An 18,198-nucleotide genomic window follows, 5' to 3' on the forward strand; every position below is an offset into this window, starting at 1 on the left:
ACCTAATTCTTATCGCGTGGGCCCATGGTTGGCTCAAGCTGCTGGTAATAGTGAATAAATCGTTGATAGTTTTCCCGATGATACGCCTGACGGCTTGCGTTGGGTTGAAACGTTGCCGAGACAACAGGCGCGGTGCAGACCTCTTCAAGTGTGCCGCCTTTTACTGAAAGCATCGCTAACCTTGCCGCGCCGAGCGCAGGGCCGGTTTCGCCGCCAACATATTGGTTAATCGGCACTTCAAGCACATCCGCCACCATTTGTAGCCAGTATTGGCTGCGCGCACCGCCGCCAATGGCACCCAATGCGTGAAATGGCAATCCATTGTCAGACAGGGCGAGTAAACAATCCCGCAAGCTGTAGGCGATGCCTTCAAGAATGGCTTGTGTCATGTGGTGCCGTTCTGTGGTGGAGGTAATGCCCTGAAAGCTGCCTGTCGCAAAGGGGTTGTTATGTGGTGTGCGCTCTCCACTCAGGTAGGGCAGGAACATTTCTGAGCCGTTACCCGTGCCATGTTGTTCGGCTTCTTCTAGCAGTGTGGGTACTGGCTGGCCGCTAATGGTTGAAAACCACGCCAGCGGACTGGCGCCATTGAGTAGACAGGCCATTTGATACCAGCGATCTGGGATCGCGTGGGCAAAGGCATGAACCAGTTTTTGTGGGTTGGTGACATAGCGCTCTTTGGCGACGAAGATTTGCCCGGAGGTCCCGAGCGAGACAAAGGCATCGCCTTCGTTAATCGCACCAATGCCGATGCCTCCGACGGCGGCATCACCGCCACCGCCACACACAGGCGTGTCGACGGGAAGTCCAATCTCTAGCGCGGTTTCTGACGTTAACGTGCCGCTGATGTCGTTGCCTTCGATGAGTTTTGGCATGTGTGCTGTCGACATGCCGCTGGCGGCGAGGACGTTCTCATCCCAATTTCTGATCTGTTCGTTGAGCCACAGTGTGCCAGCCGCATCGCTCACATCGGTGCAGAGTTCCCCCGTGAGTTTCAGGCGCACGTAATCTTTCGGCAGAATCACCTTGTGGATCTTGCTGAAAGTCTCCGGTTCGAACTGCTTTAACCAAAGGAGTTTCGGTGCAGTGAACCCCGGCATGGCTGGCACGCCAGAGCTTTCACCCAAATGCGGAAGCTGCTCGTTGAGGGTGTCACACTCTTTGAAAGCCCGCCCGTCGTTCCACAAAATGGCAGGGCGCACGGGTTGGTTCTTTTCATCTAAGCACACAGCGCCATGCATTTGGCCGGAAAGCCCAATCGCTGCAACTGCACTCCAGGCATAGGATTGTCGGGCGCGTATTTTGGCAATGGCGGCGCGGGTGCCGTTCCACCAGATCTCCGGATCCTGCTCGCGCCAGAGTGGATGAGGCGAGTCAAAGCCATAAGATTCTGACTGGGAGTCGAGCACGTCGCCGTTTTCCCCCATCAGGATGACTTTGACGGCGGAGGTGCCAATATCAATGCCAAGGTATGTGGCCATAGGCTTAGCTCATCACGTTGCCGCCATCGACATTGTAAGTCTGGGCGGTGATGTAATCAGAAAGGGAAGAGGCCAGAAACAGCGCGGTACCAGCGATATCATTCGGCACGCCCATGCGCCCCAGAGGTACATCTTCGCCCACCTGTTTTTTCTTCTCGCCGGGTTGGCGGTTTTCGTATTTGGCGAACAGGGCATCAACGTGATCCCACATTGGGGTATCGACCACGCCGGGAGAAATCCCGTTCACGGTAATGCCATGTTCTGCCAGCGCAAGGGCGGCAGATTGGGTGTAGCTGATCACAGCGGCTTTTGTGGCGCAGTAATGGGCGACAAGCGCTTCGCCGCGACGACCGGCCTGTGATGCCATGTTGATGATCTTGCCGCCATTGCCTGCTTCTACCATGGCTTTGGCGACATCTTGCATCAGAAAAAACATGCCTTTGACGTTCACATTGAACAGCCTGTCGTACTGCTCTTCCGTGGCCTCCAACAAGGGCCCCATATCAAAAATTGCGGCGTTGTTGAACAGCACATCAATGGCGCCAAACTGCGAAATAGTGGAGGTGACAAGGTGATGCCGCGCATCGGCATCTGTCACATTGCAGTGATGATAAGCGACGTTTTCTCCAAACTGACTTTGTAACGCTGCGACGCCCGGTGAAGGGTCGAGCGGTATGTCAGCAATCACGCATTTTGCACCGCTGGCGAGGTAGGCATAAGCCACGGCCAGCCCGATGCCGCCATTGGCACCGGTCAGCAGGGCAACCTTTCCTTCAAGTAGCGGTGCACCATTTTGTTGGAGTGATAGTGTCATGGGTAGCGCTCCTGATAGCCATCAAGCGTTTGTTTGATTTGCTCTTCGAGCTGTTCGCCAAAGAACGGAAAGCGTTTGTTGAGTCCTTGCCAGATATCGGGATCGGCGAGGAACGCTTTAATCGGCTCGGGCGATTGCATCCACTTTTCTGCAATGTGGAGATAAGGATCTTTATAGTTGAACTGGAGCTTGCCGTTTAAATACAAAGCGAGAAAACAATACCAGTGGCTAACTAAGGTCATCGCCGCGTTTGGCACGTATCCGCGCTCAAGGTTAAATTTGATGGTGGGCAGAATAAATTGCGGAAACTTGCTGATACTGTCCATCGCAATACGCTCGATGGAATCGGCGATGAAGGTATTACTGAACCGCAATACAATGACTTGGCGATAATTTTCCAAATCAAAAGGGTGTTCATAAATGGTCGGGATGACTTCGTTTTGGTGGTATTGCTTGAGCAACGCGTTGAGCTCGTCATCACGGATGTTTTCGTCGTAGGTTTGATAGCCGCGCAAGGCACCAATGTAAGACAGCCCGAAGTGTCCGCCATTGAGGATGCGGATTTTGGTTTCTTCGAACGCCTGCACTTTGTCGGTAAAGGTGACGCCGACTTGTTCAAGCGGGGGAAAGTCTGTCGCGAACTTGGTTTCAATCACCCATTGCTCGAAATCTTCGCCCATGATGGGGCAGAGGTCTTTTTTGCCTACCTCACGCTCGACGTCTTCTGCCAAGTTTTTCGGAGGAACGGGCGTAATTCTGTCGACCATCGAACAAGGAAAAGTGACGTTGTCACTTATCCATTGGGTTAACTCGTCTAACGCAGCGGCTTCAACAAACTGACCGAATGCGTGTTTCAGTCGGTGGCCGTTGTCCCGCAGGTTGTCACAGGTTGCCACGGTGATTGCGCCATTCGCCATTTTCTGGCGCACAAGCAGCGTCAGCGTTAAATAGCCAAACAGGGTTTTCGGTTGGCCACTGCCTGATTTCACCACCTCAATATCCTGCACGATCTCGGGGTGGGCGAGGTTGAGATCATCTGACTCTGTCAGGTAATAGCCACCTTCTGTCACTGTGATGGTAATGGCTTTGACCTTGTCATCATCAAAGATGGTCTGGATCACCGAAGGGTTGGAGGAAGCATCCTCCACCCGGTCGATACTGGTGATTTCGATGTAGTCGGCGTAGCCATCCGGACCGATGCGCTTGAAGTGAAAGCGCCCATTCTGTTTGCGCAGGGCATCAGGAACAGCGCGGGTTTCCTCCCGAAGATTCACATCGGTGTAGTACCAACGCTCCTCTTCCGGGAGCTGTTGGTTCAGTAAGTGCAGATAATACGCCTGATGTCCGCGATGAAACGCTCCGATCCCAAAGTGGACAAGGCGGTTATGCTCAGACATGGCTGACCTCTCCATAGATGTTCACGGCATTTTCATTGGCATCAAACAGGTACACGCGAGACGGATCCAGCTTCACACCAATGGCGTCGCGGAGTTTTGGGGTATATTTCGGATCAGCACGTACGACGACGGTTTCGCCGCTCAATGTGCGGACATAGGTCAGGGTTTCTGAACCCAATTGTTCGATCACTTCCACATCGCCTTTCAAATCGCCTTCTTCCGGAGAGCAGAAGGTGAGGGATTCGGGCCGGAAACCAATGGCTTTGGCATCCGCGGCGCTGGCTTCGAACGCGTCAGGATTGAGTTGGATGTGGGCGTCACCATTGAAGTTGACGTTCAGCGCATCATTGCTGTTGATTGCGGTATCCACTGGCAGCACATTCATTTTTGGTGTGCCGATGAAGGTCGCAACAAACTGGTTAGCAGGCTGGTGGTAGAGCTCCAGCGGTGTGCCGATTTGCGCCACTTCGCCCTGAGCCATGATCACCACTTTGTCTGCCAACGTCATGGCCTCAATTTGGTCGTGGGTCACGTAGATCATGGTTGCGCCGAGTTCCTGATGGAGGCGGGAAAGCTCGATACGCATTTCGACCCGCAGTGCCGCATCCAGGTTAGAGAGCGGTTCATCAAACAGGAAGACTTTCGGGTTTCGCACAATGGCGCGACCAATGGCCACACGTTGGCGTTGACCACCGGAAAGGGCTTTGGGCTTTCTGTCCAGCAGGGCATCCAGCTTTAGCGCTTTAGATACCTTGGCAACTTTTTCCTGAATTTCAGTTTCCGGGCGTTTTGCCAGTTTTAGCGCGAAGGACATATTGTCTTTCACTGACATGTGCGGATAGAGCGCGTAGCTCTGGAACACCATGGCCACATCACGTTTGGACGGGTGGGTTTCGATGATCGATTGACCGTCTAGCTGGATGTCGCCGTCGGAGGCGTTTTCCAACCCGGCGATGGTGCGCAGCAAGGTGGATTTACCACAGCCTGATGGCCCAACGAAGACGACGAACTCGCCTTTTTGAATTTCAAAATCAATGTCTTTGAGCGCCAGCGCGTCGCCGTATTTTTTATATAGATGATTGACTTGTAAGTAGCTCATTTTACAGCCCCGAAGGTTAATCCCTGAACCAGTTGTTTCTGACAGAACCAACCGAGAATGACGATAGGCGCACAGGCCAAAGTAGAAGCCGCAGAAAGCTTCGCCCAAAACAGCCCTTCCGGACTGGAGTAAGTGGAAATCATGGTGGCGAGTGTGCCCGCATTGGCCGAGGTCAGGTTGATTGACCAGAAGGCTTCATTCCAGCTCAACACAATGGAAAGCAGCGCGGTTGACGCAATGCCACCCAGAGACAGCGGCAGCAACACGTGGCGGATTTCACCGAGTGTGTCTGCGCCATCCAGCCGAACGGCTTCAAGGATGTCTCTTGGAATATCTTTGAAGTAGGAGAACAGCATCCAGACCACGATAGGCAAGTTGATCAGTGTGTAGATGATCGTAAGCGCCAAGGTGGTATCGAGCAGCCCGGTTTTCTGGCACAGAATGTAAATCGGCACCAATACGCCCACGGCGGGCAGCATCTTGGTGGAAAGCATCCACAGCAACATATCCTTGGTGTGCTTCTTGGGATAGAAGGCCATGGAATACGCCGCAGGAATGGCAATGATCAGTGCCAGAATGGTTGAGCCAAATGCGGTGATCACTGAGTTAATCGCGAATTTCAGGTAGTCACTTCGCTCTTGAACCAAACCGAAGTTTTCTATTGTCGGTTCAAAGATAAACGAGGGTGGTACTTCAATCGCTTGCTGTTCGGTTTTAAACGCGGTGATCAGCATCATCAGGATTGGGAAGAACACCAGTAGCGCCAATGCCCAGCAAATGATAGGACGCAGCCAGCCAGTTTGGTCGATTAGTGAAACATGTTTAGCCATAACGCCCCCTTAGGTCACCAGGTTCTTGCCGATCGCACGGATCAGGAAGAATGCGACGATATTGGCGAGAATCACGGCGATAAGACCGCCCGCTGATGCGACGCCGACGTCGAATTGCATCAATGCCTGCCCAAAAATCAGGAAAGCGAGGTTGGTGGATTCATAGCCCGGGCCACCACCCGTGGTGACAAAGATTTCCGCGAACACAGAGAGCATGAAGATGGTTTCAATCATCATCACCACGGCAATCGGACGCGCCAAATGGGGCAGTGTCAGGTAGCGGAATACCTGCCAGCCTGTCGCACCATCAAGTAACGCGGCTTCTTTTTGTTCGTGGTCCATGGATTGGAGCGAGGTAATGAAAATCAGCAACGCAAAGGGCATCCATTGCCAACTGATCATGGCGATGATGGAACCGAGCGGAAATTGTTCCAGCCAGTCTACGGGCTGCAAGCCAACGCTTTCCCAAAGCGCGGCTAACACGCCGTATACCGGGTGCATCATCATGTTTTTCCAGATAAGCGCGTTCACGGTTGGCATGATGAAGAAAGGAGAAATCAACAGTACGCGCACAATGCCGCGACCGAAGAAAGGTTTGTCCAGCGCAATGGCGATGATCAGCGCACCAATCACGGTAACAACCAGCACCATACCCACCAAGGTTAAGGTGTTGATGATCGCGGGCCAAAAAGCTTCGTCCGTGTAGAAAAACTCGAAGTTCATCGAGCCGATGAATTCGTTGTCTCCCGGATAAAGTAAGTTATATCTGATGGTTGAGAAGTAGATCGTCATGGAAAGCGGGACGATCATCCAGAGCAGCAAGCTGACAAAGGAAGGCGCAACCAACAGCCGAGGCAACCATTTTTGCATTTGAAATTACCAGTAAAGCTGAGAAGGAAAAGCCGGGCAGGTGACTGCCCGGCAATGAGGTGCTTACTTGTAGTAGCCAGACTTGCGCATCTCGCGATCCGCAGACTTGTTGGCGTTTTTCAGCGCTTGTTCAACAGTGACTTTGCCTGCAAGGGCAGAAGTGAACTGCTGACCTGCAGCAATACCAATCGCCTGGAACTCAGGAATGGCAGCAAACTGAACGCCCACGTAAGGAGTTGGTTTCAGGGTGCTGTTCGCTGGGTCTGCTGAGTTGATTGCTGCCAGTTCTGCTTCAGCAAATACTGCGGCTTCCTGGAAGTTAGGGTTGTCGTAAGTTGACTGACGGGTACCAGTAGGTACGTTCGCCCAGCCGTTCTCTTTTGCGACCAGATTGATGTAGTCCTTAGACGTTGCCCAAGTGATGAACTTCTGTGCTTCTTCAGCATTTTTGGTTGCTGCAGGAACCGCCAGCGCCCATGCCCACAGCCAGTTTGCACCGCGGTCGGTTACAGCAACGGGTGCTTGTGCGAAGGCCACTTTGTCTGCCACTTTGCTCTGCTTTGGATCGGAGATGAAAGACGCTGCGATGGTGGCATCAATCCACATACCACACTTGCCTTCGTTGAACAGTGCCAGGATTTCGTTGAAGCTGTTTGAGCTTGAACCTGGAGGACCGTAAGTGCTCAGCAGGTCAACGTAGAAGCTGACTGCGTGATTCCACTCCGGTGAGTTCAGCTGTGGTTTCCAGTCTTCGTCAAACCAGCGCGCACCGAAAGAGTTGGCCATAGTGGTGATGTACGCTGCGTTGTCGCCCCAACCTGGCTTACCGCGCAGGCAGATACCGTATACGCCGTTGTCAGGATCGTGAATGGCTGCAGCAACGTCACGAATATGACCCCATGTCGCGCGGTCTGGCACTGTCATGCCAGCTTTGTCGACCAGATCTTTACGGTACATCACCATGGAGCTTTCACCGTAGAAAGGGACTGCGTAGAGTTTACCGTCGTAAGACAGACCCGCACGCATCGCTGGCAGGAGATCGTCAACGTCGTAAGCAGCATCGGTTTCGACTTCTTTCAGCCAGCCTTTTTCACCCCAAATTGGGGTTTCGTACATACCGATGGTCATCACATCAAACTGACCGCCTTTGGTGGCGATGTCGGTGGTCACACGCTGGCGAAGTACGCCTTCTTCAAGCGTCACCCAGTTGAGTTTGATATCAGGATTTTCTTTTTCGAACTCCTTACTCAACTTTTGCATTTCGATCATGTGGCCGTTATTCACCGTTGCGATTGTCAGCTCAGTTGCCGCAAAAGTGGTGGCGGAAAAAGCCGCACAGGCAGCAGCAATGGTAGTTAGCGTTTTCCTTGTAGACAGCATTATTGCGTTCCTCTTTGATAAAGATGTACTTCGAACGAGTGTTAACATCTGCATAACAATCAAAGATCAAAAAAAGGCAACTGGAAACAAAAGCGGTGCATAAAAGTACTTTTATGACAGTGGAATGATGAAATTTTTACCTTGGGGATTTAACAAAGTTGAAAAATTTGGGCGGGAAATGCAAAAGGCTGCCTTTTAAAATAGGCAGCCTTTTGTCGATAAAACTGGAAGGGTTATCAGCAATGTAGCGCGTTAGAATCGGAATCTGTCAGCAAATCTTCGGCAAATGTGACAGGTGGTTGTTTTAGTACTCTTTCGCAGTACATGGTCATGAAATCTTCGCGGATAAGTTGTTCTAATTCCGTCGCACGTTCGGTTGGACAGAAGATGCGAACATGTACCTGTGGGTCGCCCATTTCAGTCGAAGTCACGTGAATGTGTGGGTCTGCACCTGGAAGGTCGACACCGGCGTGACGTTCAATCACGTGGTTGTAGCGCGTCGCCACTTCGTAGAAGTCTTCACAGTGGTCATCAATTCTTGCCAGCAAGCTCGGCACTAACGGATACAGGTTCGCGGTTTCTTTCACTGTGATAATAAATTCATGATAAACATAGCGTTTCATGAAATTGAGGTTCTTCACGGGCGTGGTGAAAAACAGGCTGTTGGGGAAAGTAACGGTTTTTCCTGTGTAGTTATATGTGCCGTGGTGCAGGTCGATTTCCTGAATTTTGGTCGCCATCAGGTTGTGTTCAATCACTTCGCCACAAAGCGAACCGACTTCTATCCATTCACCAATTTGGAATGAGCGAGAGCTGGCGCGTTGGATGGAACCAGTAAAGCAAAGAATAATCTCTTTGGAAGCGACGACGACAGCAACGGCAATGGCCGTCAGTGACAGTGCGAATTCATTGATCTCTGAACGCCAGACCAAAAACATGACCACAAGAAGCATGGTAAAGGAGCCGTTTTTGGTGCGTGAAATCCATTTACGCTGTTCTTCACTCAGGAAGTTGGAATCACCCCAAATGAGTTTGATAAGCACTCGTCGAATCAGCATGAAAAGGGCGATCACAACGAGGGTGAGGAGAAATTTGTGTTCCGTAAAAAAGGAGATAAGAAACTCTAGTTGTTCCACAACAATATCCTGATCCTGTTTTGTATCGTGAGTATCCGTTACAACACTAAACACTACGCTTCAGTGGTGCAATAGAGAAGTTTGCTTATTTCTTTCTGATTTTCCGCCGTTTAGCGAAAAGTGGTGCCCGTTCTCCAGTTGTTAATCAAACACCAGAGTCAGTGCTTCTCTGGATGGTTTAACGGCGTGCCGCCAGCCTGTCGATAAGGCTTACAACATCAGGCCTTGTGAGAGCCTATTTTCTTTTCTTCTGCTGCAAGCATAACCCATTGACTTAGAACACATTAAATCTTCCGCCGAAAATCCTTAATTTTTACTGTCTCAAATAAGGCTCATTTGGATCAAAAAATATTCATTTTCGCTTTATCAATACTCAACCCTCAACCATGATTAATCATAAGCGTTACGCATGTTTCTATTGTGAAACTACTGGGGGATGGATGTTAGGTCGCGCGCTTTTCCTGTTTGGATTTATTTTTTTGAACTTCCTGATTTTGAAGGTAAATGCTGCCGAGGTTGTTAAGGCGGATGATTCTGTGTTTCAAAACGCGCCTTCTGCAGCAGCAATGAGTAGTGGCTTATCCTCTTCAAAAACAGGCTTTTATCCCTCTGAAACCGTGGTTTTGCCTAACGGCAAAGTGAAGGTGAAACACCAGCAGTTTTTCCAAGGTGTTCCCGTGCGCAAAGGCCGTGTTGTCTCAGACAATGTGAACAATCAATACGCTAATGCCCGGGGGTTAAAGGTTTCATCTCTCAGCAATACCCTGGCCTCCGTAACGCCTTCTGTCAGTCAACAACGTGCCCTTCAAATTCTGAAAGACCAACATTTAATTGGGGCGCCAGCGGCTGAAATCCTGACGCCTGAAAACGAAAAGTCGGAATTGTTTGTCTGGCTTGATGAGCAGGGATCTCCACGCTTGGTCTATGAAGTCAGCTTCTTCCTTCCCGCCAGAAAACCAACCCGCCCGCGCGCTTACATTGATGCTAAAACCGGTGAAATCCTGAAAACGTGGGAAGGGCTTGCACACATTGAAGATAAGGGCCGTGGCCCTGGCGGGAATGAGAAAACCGGGCAATACATTTTCGGCACTGACTATGCCGAAATGAAAATCAACAAAGTAGGCTCGACATGTACTTTGGAAACGGCGAACGTGAAAACGGTAAACCTAAACCATGGTACATCCGGTTCTACGGCCTTCTCGTATGCTTGTGCTGATGCCAGTAATACCAACACGTTTAAATCTATCAACGGTGCTTATTCGCCCCTGAACGACGCGCACTTTTTCGGCAACCTGGTGTTCGACATGTATCAGGACTGGTTGAGTATGTCTCCGCTAACCTTCCAACTGGTGATGCGTGTTCACTATGGCAGCAACTACGAAAACGCCTTTTGGAACGGGTCATCAATGACATTTGGTGATGGTCAGTCTCGTTTTTATCCGCTGGTGGACGTCAATGTCTCCGCGCATGAAGTGAGCCACGGATTTACCGACCAAAACTCAGATCTGATCTATGCGGGCATGTCTGGGGGTATCAACGAAGCCTTTTCTGATATTGCCGGGGAAGCCGCAGAGTTTTATTGGAAAGGCAGCGTGGATTGGCAGGTTGGTCGTGCCATTTACAAATCTTCGGGCGCTTTGCGTTACTTTATCACCCCATCGGATGATGGCCGTTCAATCGACCATGCGAACCAATATTACGATGGCATGGATGTTCACTACTCCAGTGGTGTGTTTAACCGCGCGTTCTACTTACTTGCGACCAAGCCTGACTGGGACGTTAAAAAGGCCTTTTCAGCCTTTGCCATTGCAAACAAACTTTACTGGACGCCGGATTCCACCTTTGATGAAGGCGGTTGTGGCGTGGCCCGCGCCGCGGATGATTTAGGTTACAACACTACTGACGTGGTCGATGCATTCAGCCAAGTGGGTGTTTATGCTTGTCTGGATACCACTGAACTTACCAGCGGCGTGCCTGTGAGTAACACCAGTGGCGATAGCGGTTCTGAAACCTACTACTACTTCTCACTCCCTGCGAACACAGACTCTGCATCTGTGGCCCTGAGTGGTGGTTCGGGAAACGCGGATCTTTACGTGAAATACAATGGCTGGCCAACAACCAGTGATTACGACTGTGCTTCCACCACGTCAGACAATAACGAAGTGTGTGATGTGACCTTGCAAGGCACGGGTGAATACAATGTGCTGGTGGCGGGGCAAACGGCCTACTCGGGTGCCTCTGTCCAACTGGATGTGGTGGAATCTCCGCCACAGGTTCTGAGTGTCGGCGATGCGGTATCCAGCCTGTCGGGTACCCGCGGTGACATGCTTTTCTACAGCTTCACCTTGCCGGATGATGGCAGCAGCCTGCGGGTCAGTATTTCTGGTGGCTCGGGTGATGCTGACCTTTATCTGAAAAAAGGCAGCACGCCTTCCCAATCAGATTACGATTGCCGCCCTTACTACTACGGCAACAATGAAAGCTGTATTGCCCAGGGCAGTGCGGGGGATGAGTTCTTTGTGATGCTTCATGGCTACGCAGCATTCTCTGGGGTTACTATTTCTCTGACTCAGGAAAGTAGTTCCCAAGCGCCGGAAGAACGTGCAGATCCAATCGACACATCCGCTCCTATCACCAACATTCAAGGGCTTCAGGGAGAGGAGGTTTACTACTCCTTCACCGTAAGCTCAGCAGGTGTTTTGTCTGCTAATCGGGCATCGGCGATGTCGGCGACACCAATGTCAGCAACGCCAATGTCTGGGGGAGGCTTGACGATTTCCCTGAGTGGCGGGATAGGCGACGCTGATTTGTATGTCCGCGGAGGCGCTGCACCGACGACAAGTGTCTATGATTGTAAATCCACGTCCAGTTCCAATCAGGAAACCTGTCAGCTTTCTAGCCTGACTTCGGGCACCTATTACGTCATGGTATATGGCTCAGAAGCATTTGAAGGCGCGAGCCTATCGCTATCAGAAACCGCATCGCAAGATAACGTCTCTTCTGGTGGTGGAGGTGGTGGCAGTCTGGGATGGTTGAGCTTGCTTTCATTGTTGGCACTGGGCTGGGGCAGAAACAGATTACCAGTCCGTGCCAAGCATTAAAAGGTGTATGTAGTGATCCTAGGCAGCACTTAAACACGCATTGAGCTTTTTCTGACTGCGTTGAGCCCCGAGCAGTGCCGGATTCGTTTCCAGCCATTTGAGTAGCTCTGTTGTCGCCGCTTCCGGTGACTGACTCGTGGTATCAAGCTCAATGTCATAGTACAGGTGTTGGTGAACGTAGTTGTATTCACTTTCCGCCAGTCCAATCGCTCTGTCTCCACGCTCTTTCTCGCGCCTGGCGGCAATCAGCAAATGACATTTCACACCCACCATACAAACAGTGAAACCTTCTAATGCGGCCAGAAGGTTTTTCTTTTCTTCGTCGACAGTCCAAGCGTTATCAAGGATTAGGTAGCAGCCTGCTTTTGCTAATCCTTTTGCGGCTTGATGGTACCCCTCTACTAAGGTTGGGTAGTCGTAGCCTTCACGGAAAATAGGTTTGCCTTCAATCATGGCTTTCAGATCCGAAGGAGGGAGGGCGTAAAGCACGCTGTCTATGCTGAAGTTCAAGTACTGGCGGGGTAGACGTTCAATGAGTGCGTTAGCAATGCTGGTTTTCCCGGCGCTGCCTGTTCCGTTGAGAATAATAATTTGTGGAAACATGTCACCAACTTAGTTTGATCGTATTTTTATGTAATTAGATGCTTATGAGGTGGCTGTGTACAGAAAGTCGGCAGCGAATTTAAGCTGAGTTCACACAAAAAGTGTGGTTTTATTTTGCGAATACTGCTTCTTAATAAAGACAGAGGTAAATCACTGTTTAAATTAGCCATTCATGATGAAAATCACTCACGCGAAGCGAATATCAAGGATGCTGCTAAGTTATTTATAAATTACAGTGAGTTGAATGATGAGCGTGCCGAGCCATTTGGATCACTTCCAATAATACCTTGTCTTTACGTTGATATTTCTCATCTTAAATCTTCAGATTTGACCTTTTGATCCTAACCGTACGTCATTGTGTAACACAGTCACTCGTTGAAAGAAGAGGAGTGACGAGATGAAACAATGGCTAATGATTTTGTATGTGATTATGGGCTTTTCACTTTATGGCTGTGGGGGAAGTAGTGGAGGCGGAGGTTCGCATACGCAGGCCTCGCTTAGGGTTATCCACGCGGGAGCGGATGCGCCAAAAGTAAATATAACGGCGAACCAATCTGCCTTGGTGGAAGGATTGGATTATGGAGAGAGCAGCGGTTTTGCGAAGGTCGCTTCACAGAACTATGAGGTAAAGGTAAACGCCTTGTTGCCTGACCAAAGTACACTGACGGTTATTACGGAAGATTACGATCTGAAAGCTGAACGCAATTATTCTGCGATTGCGATAGGCAGTGTCGCCGACAATTCTCTGGAAGTGCTGGTGGTGGAGAATGCGGATTCTGCGGTTGCTAGTGGCTATGTCAGAGTGCAGGCGGTTCATGGTTCGCCAGCTGTACCCACTGTCGATGTGTACGTGACTTCGCCAGATGAGGACATTGCATCGGCTTCACCAGCTTTGACACTGAGCTACCGACAATTCAGCGATACACTCTCAGTTCTCGCGGGGGATTACCGAATCCGCATTGCGCCTGAGGGGACAAAAACGGTGGTTTATGACAGTGGCAGCCTGCCATTGGCATCCGGTTCTGATTTGTTGGTCACCGCAGCACCAAACGTTTACGGCGGGAATACCACGTCGCCAGTCGTGTTGGTCGCAGCGTCCGGTACAGGAGCATCTGTGATTTTTGACCAGACGACAGGTGCAGATCTTCGTGCGGTTCATGCTGTATCAGACGCGCCAGCGGTCAACGTACTCTTGAATGACAGCACAACCCCTGCTGTGGCTGACCTGACTTATTTGAACGAATCTCCTTTCTTGCAGGTTCCAGCAGGTACGCAGGATGTGACGGTGAACGTACCGTCATTAAGTGCGGATGTGCTGAAAGATATCCCTGTCTCCCTCGAGCAAGGTAAATTCTATAACGCCATTGTTTTGGGCTCGGTAGAGGCTTCCGACTCGTTTGATATCGAGCTGCTTCCCTTTGAGGAAGATCGCCGAAAAGTCGCAACAGAAGCGAAGATCTCACTGGTTCACGGCTCGGTTTCTGCGGGAACTGTGGATGTTTACATTACGCCGACCTCGGATATTTCCAGCGCCAGCCCTACCATCAGTAATTTCGTCTACAAACAGACGATAACAGGTGTCGGTTTAATGCCGGGCGAAGCGGTGGTTTCCATCACACCTGCTGGTTCGAAAACCGTCGCAATTGGTCCCCTGACAGTGAACTTCGAAGGCGGAAAACTCTATGGTGCCATTGCACAGGACGCAGTCAATGGCGGCGCGCCATTGGGTATAAACGGGTTTGATGAGCTGAACTGATTAAGTGGATAAAAAAAAGCCCCGCGTTGCGGGGCTTTATTATTAACGCTTAAAGGTGACGGCTTCGGTCTCTTCAAGGTGTAATGAGGTGGTAGCAGGTTGGGTTTCTGCAATCACTTTACCTGCACGGATAGAGTAGCGAACAGGCACCTGACGGCGCAGGGCATCAAAGTCGTTTTCAGCAGGCAGGATCAGTAGGTTGCCCGGTTTGCCAACTTCCACACCGTAGTTGTCTTGAATGTTCAGGGTTTTTGCCGAGTGATGGCTGATCAAATCCAGCGATTGGTTCAGTTGGTCGTAGCCCATGATTTGGCAAACATGCAGTCCCATATGCAGCACTTGTAGCATGTTGGCGGTGCCCAGGGGATACCAAGGATCGAACACGTCGTCGTGGCCAAAACAGACGTTAATGTCAGATGCCAGCATTTCTTTGACACGGGTAATACCACGGCGCTTTGGATAGTCATCAAAACGGCCTTGCAGGTGAATATTCACCAGTGGGTTCGCAACAAAGCTGATGCCAGACATGCGTAGCAAACGGAATAGGCGAGACGCGTAAGCACCATTGTAAGAGTGCATTGCCGTCGTGTGACTCGCTGTCACTTTGTGGCCCATTTCATATTTGTGTGCCAGTGCCGCTACGGTTTCGACAAAGCGTGATTGTTCGTCGTCAATTTCGTCGCAGTGCACGTCAATCAGGCGGTCATATTTACGCGCCAGTTCAAAGGCGTAGTGCAGGGATTCAACACCGTATTCACGGGTGAACTCGAAGTGTGGAATGGCACCCACAACGTCTGCACCCATCTTTACTGCTTCTTCTAGTAACTCTTTACCGTTTGGGTAGGAGAGAATGCCCTCTTGAGGGAACGCCACGATTTGAATATCAACCCAAGGCTTCATTTCTTCACGCACTTCAATCATGGCTTTCAATGCGGTCAGGGTAGGGTCTGACACATCAACGTGGGTACGGACGTGTTGAATACCGTTAGCGATTTGCCACTTCAGGGTTTGTTTTGCACGTGCTTTCACATCTTCGATAGACAGCATGGCTTTGCGCTCAGCCCAGCGCTCGATACCTTCAAACAAGGTGCCTGAAATATTCCAGCTTGGCTCTCCAGCGGTTTGCGTGGTGTCCAAGTGGATATGAGGCTCACAGAAAGGTGGCAATGCCATACCGCCTTCTGCGTCAATTACGGTTGCATCTGTTTTCAGCTCAGCGCCGTTGTCTTCAATGGCGCGAATAACGCCGTCTTCAACCAGAATTTGCGAAGGCGTTTTCTGACCGCGAATAACAACATTTTTAATCAGTAGAGATGCTGACATTGAGGTTTCCTCTTTGGCTCACACGCGAGCAGATTCGGTTTTTTTATTGTTGTTTAGCATATCCAGTACAAGATAGCTGATTGCACCGCCTAATACGGCGTTCAAAGGCACGATACCTGGCAGTAGGTGACCAGCCGCAATACCAGCAGCCACACCACCAATCGCTGCCCAGTTAACGGTCTTAAACTCGGCGTTGGCAAAATCTTTGTAACGTGCACGGTGCTTGATGAAATCGGCGATGATGATACCACCAATCGGCGGAATCGCTGCTGAAAGGAAGGTTAGCCAACCAACAAAGTTGTTGTAGAGCCACAGTGCACATAGGGTACCAATGATACCGTTGGCAACGGACAGGTATTTACTTGGCAGGCCGGTAATATTGGAGAAACCAAGGCCGGATGCATAAAGCGCGTTGTCGTTGGTTGTCCAGATGTTCAAGCCAAGCACAATGATGGCTGGAAGGAGTAGTCCTTGCATCATCATCACTTCTGAAATATCTGACTGACCAGTCGCTGCCGCGCCAGCTGCACCAAAGATAAACATCAGGCTGTTGCCGATGAAGAACGCCACCATGGTTACGACGACAGCGCCTTTTGCACTCTTACCAAATCGCACGAAATCTGCGGTCAGTGTTCCCGCCGAAATGAATGAACCAACCACCAGAACCAGCGCGGTTGAGAATGACATGGGATTTTCAGGAGAGATGAGTTGGAGCTTTTCAATACCACCCAGGCTATCGATAGCTTCGATGACTGAGTATCCGCCGAGAAGAGCAATAGCAGGAACAGCGATGGCGGAGAGAATCATAAGCGCGGAGATGCCGAAATAAACGGTGGCGGTCATGGCTAGACCAGCGACTGCAATCAGAATGTTGGTGTCAATGCCTGTCGCTTTCTGGACGGGAAGGGCAAACATGGCAACGCCAACACCAAACCAACCAACTTGTGTACCACCAAGAATGAGAGAAGGAAGCCAGGAACCTTTGGTTCCGAAAGAGAATCGAGCAAGAAGGTGAGTTGAAAGACCAGAAGAAGCGCCGATGTAACCAAGAAAGGAAGTGTAAATACCGAGGAGAAGATTACCGATGAGAACAGCGAGGAGGAAATCATTGAATGAAAGGCCGGTGCCTAACGTTCCTCCTGTCCACATGCTCGCTGAAAAGAAGGTTAATCCCAGCATGACCATCGTCAGGGATAAGATGCCCTTTCGAGCTGACTGTGGGACTGGTCCCAGGCTGTAGTTGTTGTCCGCCGCCATTTTACACCTCAATAACAAAGAGAACGCGCCCGATATGATTCTATCGGTTAAACGGCGCGGTATTCTATCGGCGAAATGTGTGATGTCAATCGAATGACCGCTATTTTTGAGGGTTATTTTGAGTGACCTATTTTAACTATCTGAATTTAATGGCCTGTTTTTATGTCTGGTAGATTTGATGGGTGAGTTAAGTCGCATTTGTAATCGGTTACCTTTTACTCAAGCATTTATAAATGCGGTGTTAAATGCAGATTCTACGGGAAAGTCTTTTACTGAGATGAATTCCTAAAATAAAAGGCTGACATTTGAGTGTTGAAGGTCAACACTCTGCTGCTCGATGCATTGAGCAGCAGGAAAGATGACATTAGCTGTTTAAAATAGGATGGATAGCAGGTTAATGTCCGAAAGTGGCATAAAAGTGAGTGTTAACTTGCTTACTTTTCACCATTTGAAGGAGGGAAGTTTGCAAACATGTCTTTCACCTGCTCATTGATGAACTCATTCTTACTTGAAGGGGTCATGCTATCCGTCAGTTTGCGGTTTGATACGGCACGCCAAATGACCTGATTGCTCTGATTGTCCACCATTTCTACGACCAGTTGACCGTAATCTCGCTCTTCAATGCGAATTGGGGTTTCATATCGTGCACCAAATCGGCGTGAACCGTAACCGAAGCTGATTGAAGGACCATGTGCAATGGCTTCGGTTTTTGGCTGAACGAAATAGCGAAGCGTCACGTTGGGGGAAGTGTCGGTTTCTTTGATGCCTTTGGCAGCCATTTCACGTTCCAATGCGCGCTCAATGCGGCTGTCGTCCAGTGATACGGGAGAGGTTGAAGGTTTGACGGCGATATCGTAGGTCTGAATATCTTGATAAGCGAACTGCTGGTCAAAGTCAGTGTAAACACTTTTGGCACAGCCGCTTAGGAACAGGACCATCGCAACAGAAAATAAACGTATGGACATGACTTCGCCTCATCGTGGAATAGTGGAGATAATGCTATATACCCAAATAACTTGAAGATGCTCGAATTCAGAGGCCATCAATGCGTTCAATTCGAGGCAAATTTCTCGAGGAATAGTGGTTCTATTTCCGTGGAATTTAACGATGAAGTGGGCGCATTGAGGGCCTCCCTTCGGGCGAGTTGACTG

14 protein-coding genes are annotated in these 18,198 nt (G+C 50.2%); 2 read left to right on the forward strand and 12 right to left on the reverse strand.

Annotated elements, in window-relative coordinates:
- Positions 1-2: 2 nt before the first annotated feature.
- The 8 genes from xylB to D515_RS12710 form a co-directional block, all read right to left on the reverse strand.
- Positions 3-1,481, reverse strand: coding sequence for a xylulokinase (gene xylB / locus D515_RS12675; RefSeq protein ID WP_002539000.1), 1,479 nt, complete (start codon positions 1,479-1,481; stop codon positions 3-5).
- Between the two features lie 4 nt (positions 1,482-1,485).
- Positions 1,486-2,295: an L-iditol 2-dehydrogenase gene (locus tag D515_RS12680; RefSeq protein WP_002539002.1), complete on the reverse strand. Its 810-nt coding sequence runs from the start codon at positions 2,293-2,295 to the stop codon at positions 1,486-1,488.
- On the reverse strand, positions 2,292-3,692 hold the full coding sequence (locus D515_RS12685; protein WP_002539004.1) for a mannitol dehydrogenase family protein: 1,401 nt from the start codon (positions 3,690-3,692) through the stop codon (positions 2,292-2,294). The genes D515_RS12680 and D515_RS12685 overlap by 4 nt, the downstream gene beginning before the upstream one ends.
- On the reverse strand, positions 3,685-4,791 hold the full coding sequence (locus tag D515_RS12690) for an ABC transporter ATP-binding protein (protein ID WP_002539005.1): 1,107 nt from the start codon (positions 4,789-4,791) through the stop codon (positions 3,685-3,687). The genes D515_RS12685 and D515_RS12690 overlap by 8 nt, the downstream gene beginning before the upstream one ends.
- Positions 4,788-5,621, reverse strand: coding sequence for a carbohydrate ABC transporter permease (locus tag D515_RS12695; RefSeq protein WP_002539006.1), 834 nt, complete (start codon positions 5,619-5,621; stop codon positions 4,788-4,790). The genes D515_RS12690 and D515_RS12695 overlap by 4 nt, the downstream gene beginning before the upstream one ends.
- Before the next feature lie 9 nt (positions 5,622-5,630).
- Positions 5,631-6,491 carry a carbohydrate ABC transporter permease gene (locus tag D515_RS12700; RefSeq protein WP_002539008.1) on the reverse strand — a complete coding sequence of 287 codons (861 nt, stop codon included), beginning with the start codon at positions 6,489-6,491 and terminating at the stop codon, positions 5,631-5,633.
- Positions 6,492-6,554: 63 nt separating this feature from the next.
- Positions 6,555-7,871: an ABC transporter substrate-binding protein gene (locus D515_RS12705; protein WP_002539010.1), complete on the reverse strand. Its 1,317-nt coding sequence runs from the start codon at positions 7,869-7,871 to the stop codon at positions 6,555-6,557.
- Positions 7,872-8,107: 236 nt separating this feature from the next.
- A complete protein-coding gene (locus D515_RS12710; RefSeq protein WP_002539012.1) occupies positions 8,108-9,007 on the reverse strand; it encodes a mechanosensitive ion channel family protein in 900 nt (299 codons plus the stop codon).
- 440 nt (positions 9,008-9,447) lie between these two features.
- Here D515_RS12710 and D515_RS12715 point away from each other — a divergent pair, with 440 nt between their 5' ends.
- Positions 9,448-12,108, forward strand: coding sequence for a M4 family metallopeptidase (locus D515_RS12715; protein WP_002539014.1), 2,661 nt, complete (start codon positions 9,448-9,450; stop codon positions 12,106-12,108).
- Between the two features lie 18 nt (positions 12,109-12,126).
- Here the strand turns inward: D515_RS12715 and D515_RS12720 are convergent, their stop codons facing one another.
- A complete protein-coding gene (locus tag D515_RS12720) occupies positions 12,127-12,711 on the reverse strand; it encodes a chloramphenicol phosphotransferase CPT family protein (protein ID WP_002539015.1) in 585 nt (194 codons plus the stop codon).
- A gap of 397 nt (positions 12,712-13,108) precedes the next feature.
- Here D515_RS12720 and D515_RS12725 point away from each other — a divergent pair, with 397 nt between their 5' ends.
- A complete protein-coding gene (locus D515_RS12725; RefSeq protein ID WP_039850057.1) occupies positions 13,109-14,467 on the forward strand; it encodes a DUF4397 domain-containing protein in 1,359 nt (452 codons plus the stop codon).
- A gap of 42 nt (positions 14,468-14,509) precedes the next feature.
- On the opposite strand, the gene D515_RS12730 is transcribed toward D515_RS12725, so the two are convergent.
- The 3 genes from D515_RS12730 to D515_RS12740 all read right to left on the reverse strand — a co-directional run bounded on the left by D515_RS12730 (position 14,510) and on the right by D515_RS12740 (position 18,012).
- Complete coding sequence (locus D515_RS12730; protein WP_002539019.1) at positions 14,510-15,790, reverse strand: cytosine deaminase; 1,281 nt, start codon at positions 15,788-15,790, stop codon at positions 14,510-14,512.
- An 18-nt stretch (positions 15,791-15,808) separates the two neighbouring features.
- The gene (gene codB / locus D515_RS12735) at positions 15,809-17,047 is read right to left on the reverse strand and encodes a cytosine permease (protein WP_039850058.1); all 1,239 of its coding nucleotides are present in this window, start codon (positions 17,045-17,047) and stop codon (positions 15,809-15,811) included.
- A 434-nt stretch (positions 17,048-17,481) separates the two neighbouring features.
- Complete coding sequence (locus D515_RS12740; RefSeq protein WP_039850059.1) at positions 17,482-18,012, reverse strand: DUF4136 domain-containing protein; 531 nt, start codon at positions 18,010-18,012, stop codon at positions 17,482-17,484.
- Between the last annotated feature and the right edge of the window lie 186 nt (positions 18,013-18,198).

The organism is Grimontia indica, from assembly GCF_000333895.2.
GTDB classification, from domain to species: domain Bacteria; phylum Pseudomonadota; class Gammaproteobacteria; order Enterobacterales; family Vibrionaceae; genus Enterovibrio; species Enterovibrio indicus.

Coding starts and splice junctions, on each gene's coding strand:
- xylB (WP_002539000.1), bottom strand. CDS start 1,481: ATGGCCACATACCTTGGCATTGATATTGGCACCTCCGCCGTCAAAGTC.
- D515_RS12680 (WP_002539002.1), bottom strand. CDS start 2,295: ATGACACTATCACTCCAACAAAATGGTGCACCGCTACTTGAAGGAAAG.
- D515_RS12685 (WP_002539004.1), bottom strand. CDS start 3,692: ATGTCTGAGCATAACCGCCTTGTCCACTTTGGGATCGGAGCGTTTCAT.
- D515_RS12690 (WP_002539005.1), bottom strand. CDS start 4,791: ATGAGCTACTTACAAGTCAATCATCTATATAAAAAATACGGCGACGCG.
- D515_RS12695 (WP_002539006.1), bottom strand. CDS start 5,621: ATGGCTAAACATGTTTCACTAATCGACCAAACTGGCTGGCTGCGTCCT.
- D515_RS12700 (WP_002539008.1), bottom strand. CDS start 6,491: ATGCAAAAATGGTTGCCTCGGCTGTTGGTTGCGCCTTCCTTTGTCAGC.
- D515_RS12705 (WP_002539010.1), bottom strand. CDS start 7,871: ATGCTGTCTACAAGGAAAACGCTAACTACCATTGCTGCTGCCTGTGCG.
- D515_RS12715 (WP_002539014.1), top strand. CDS start 9,448: ATGTTAGGTCGCGCGCTTTTCCTGTTTGGATTTATTTTTTTGAACTTC.
- D515_RS12720 (WP_002539015.1), bottom strand. CDS start 12,711: ATGTTTCCACAAATTATTATTCTCAACGGAACAGGCAGCGCCGGGAAA.
- D515_RS12725 (WP_039850057.1), top strand. CDS start 13,109: ATGAAACAATGGCTAATGATTTTGTATGTGATTATGGGCTTTTCACTT.
- D515_RS12730 (WP_002539019.1), bottom strand. CDS start 15,790: ATGTCAGCATCTCTACTGATTAAAAATGTTGTTATTCGCGGTCAGAAA.
- codB (WP_039850058.1), bottom strand. CDS start 17,047: ATGGCGGCGGACAACAACTACAGCCTGGGACCAGTCCCACAGTCAGCT.
- D515_RS12740 (WP_039850059.1), bottom strand. CDS start 18,012: ATGTCCATACGTTTATTTTCTGTTGCGATGGTCCTGTTCCTAAGCGGC.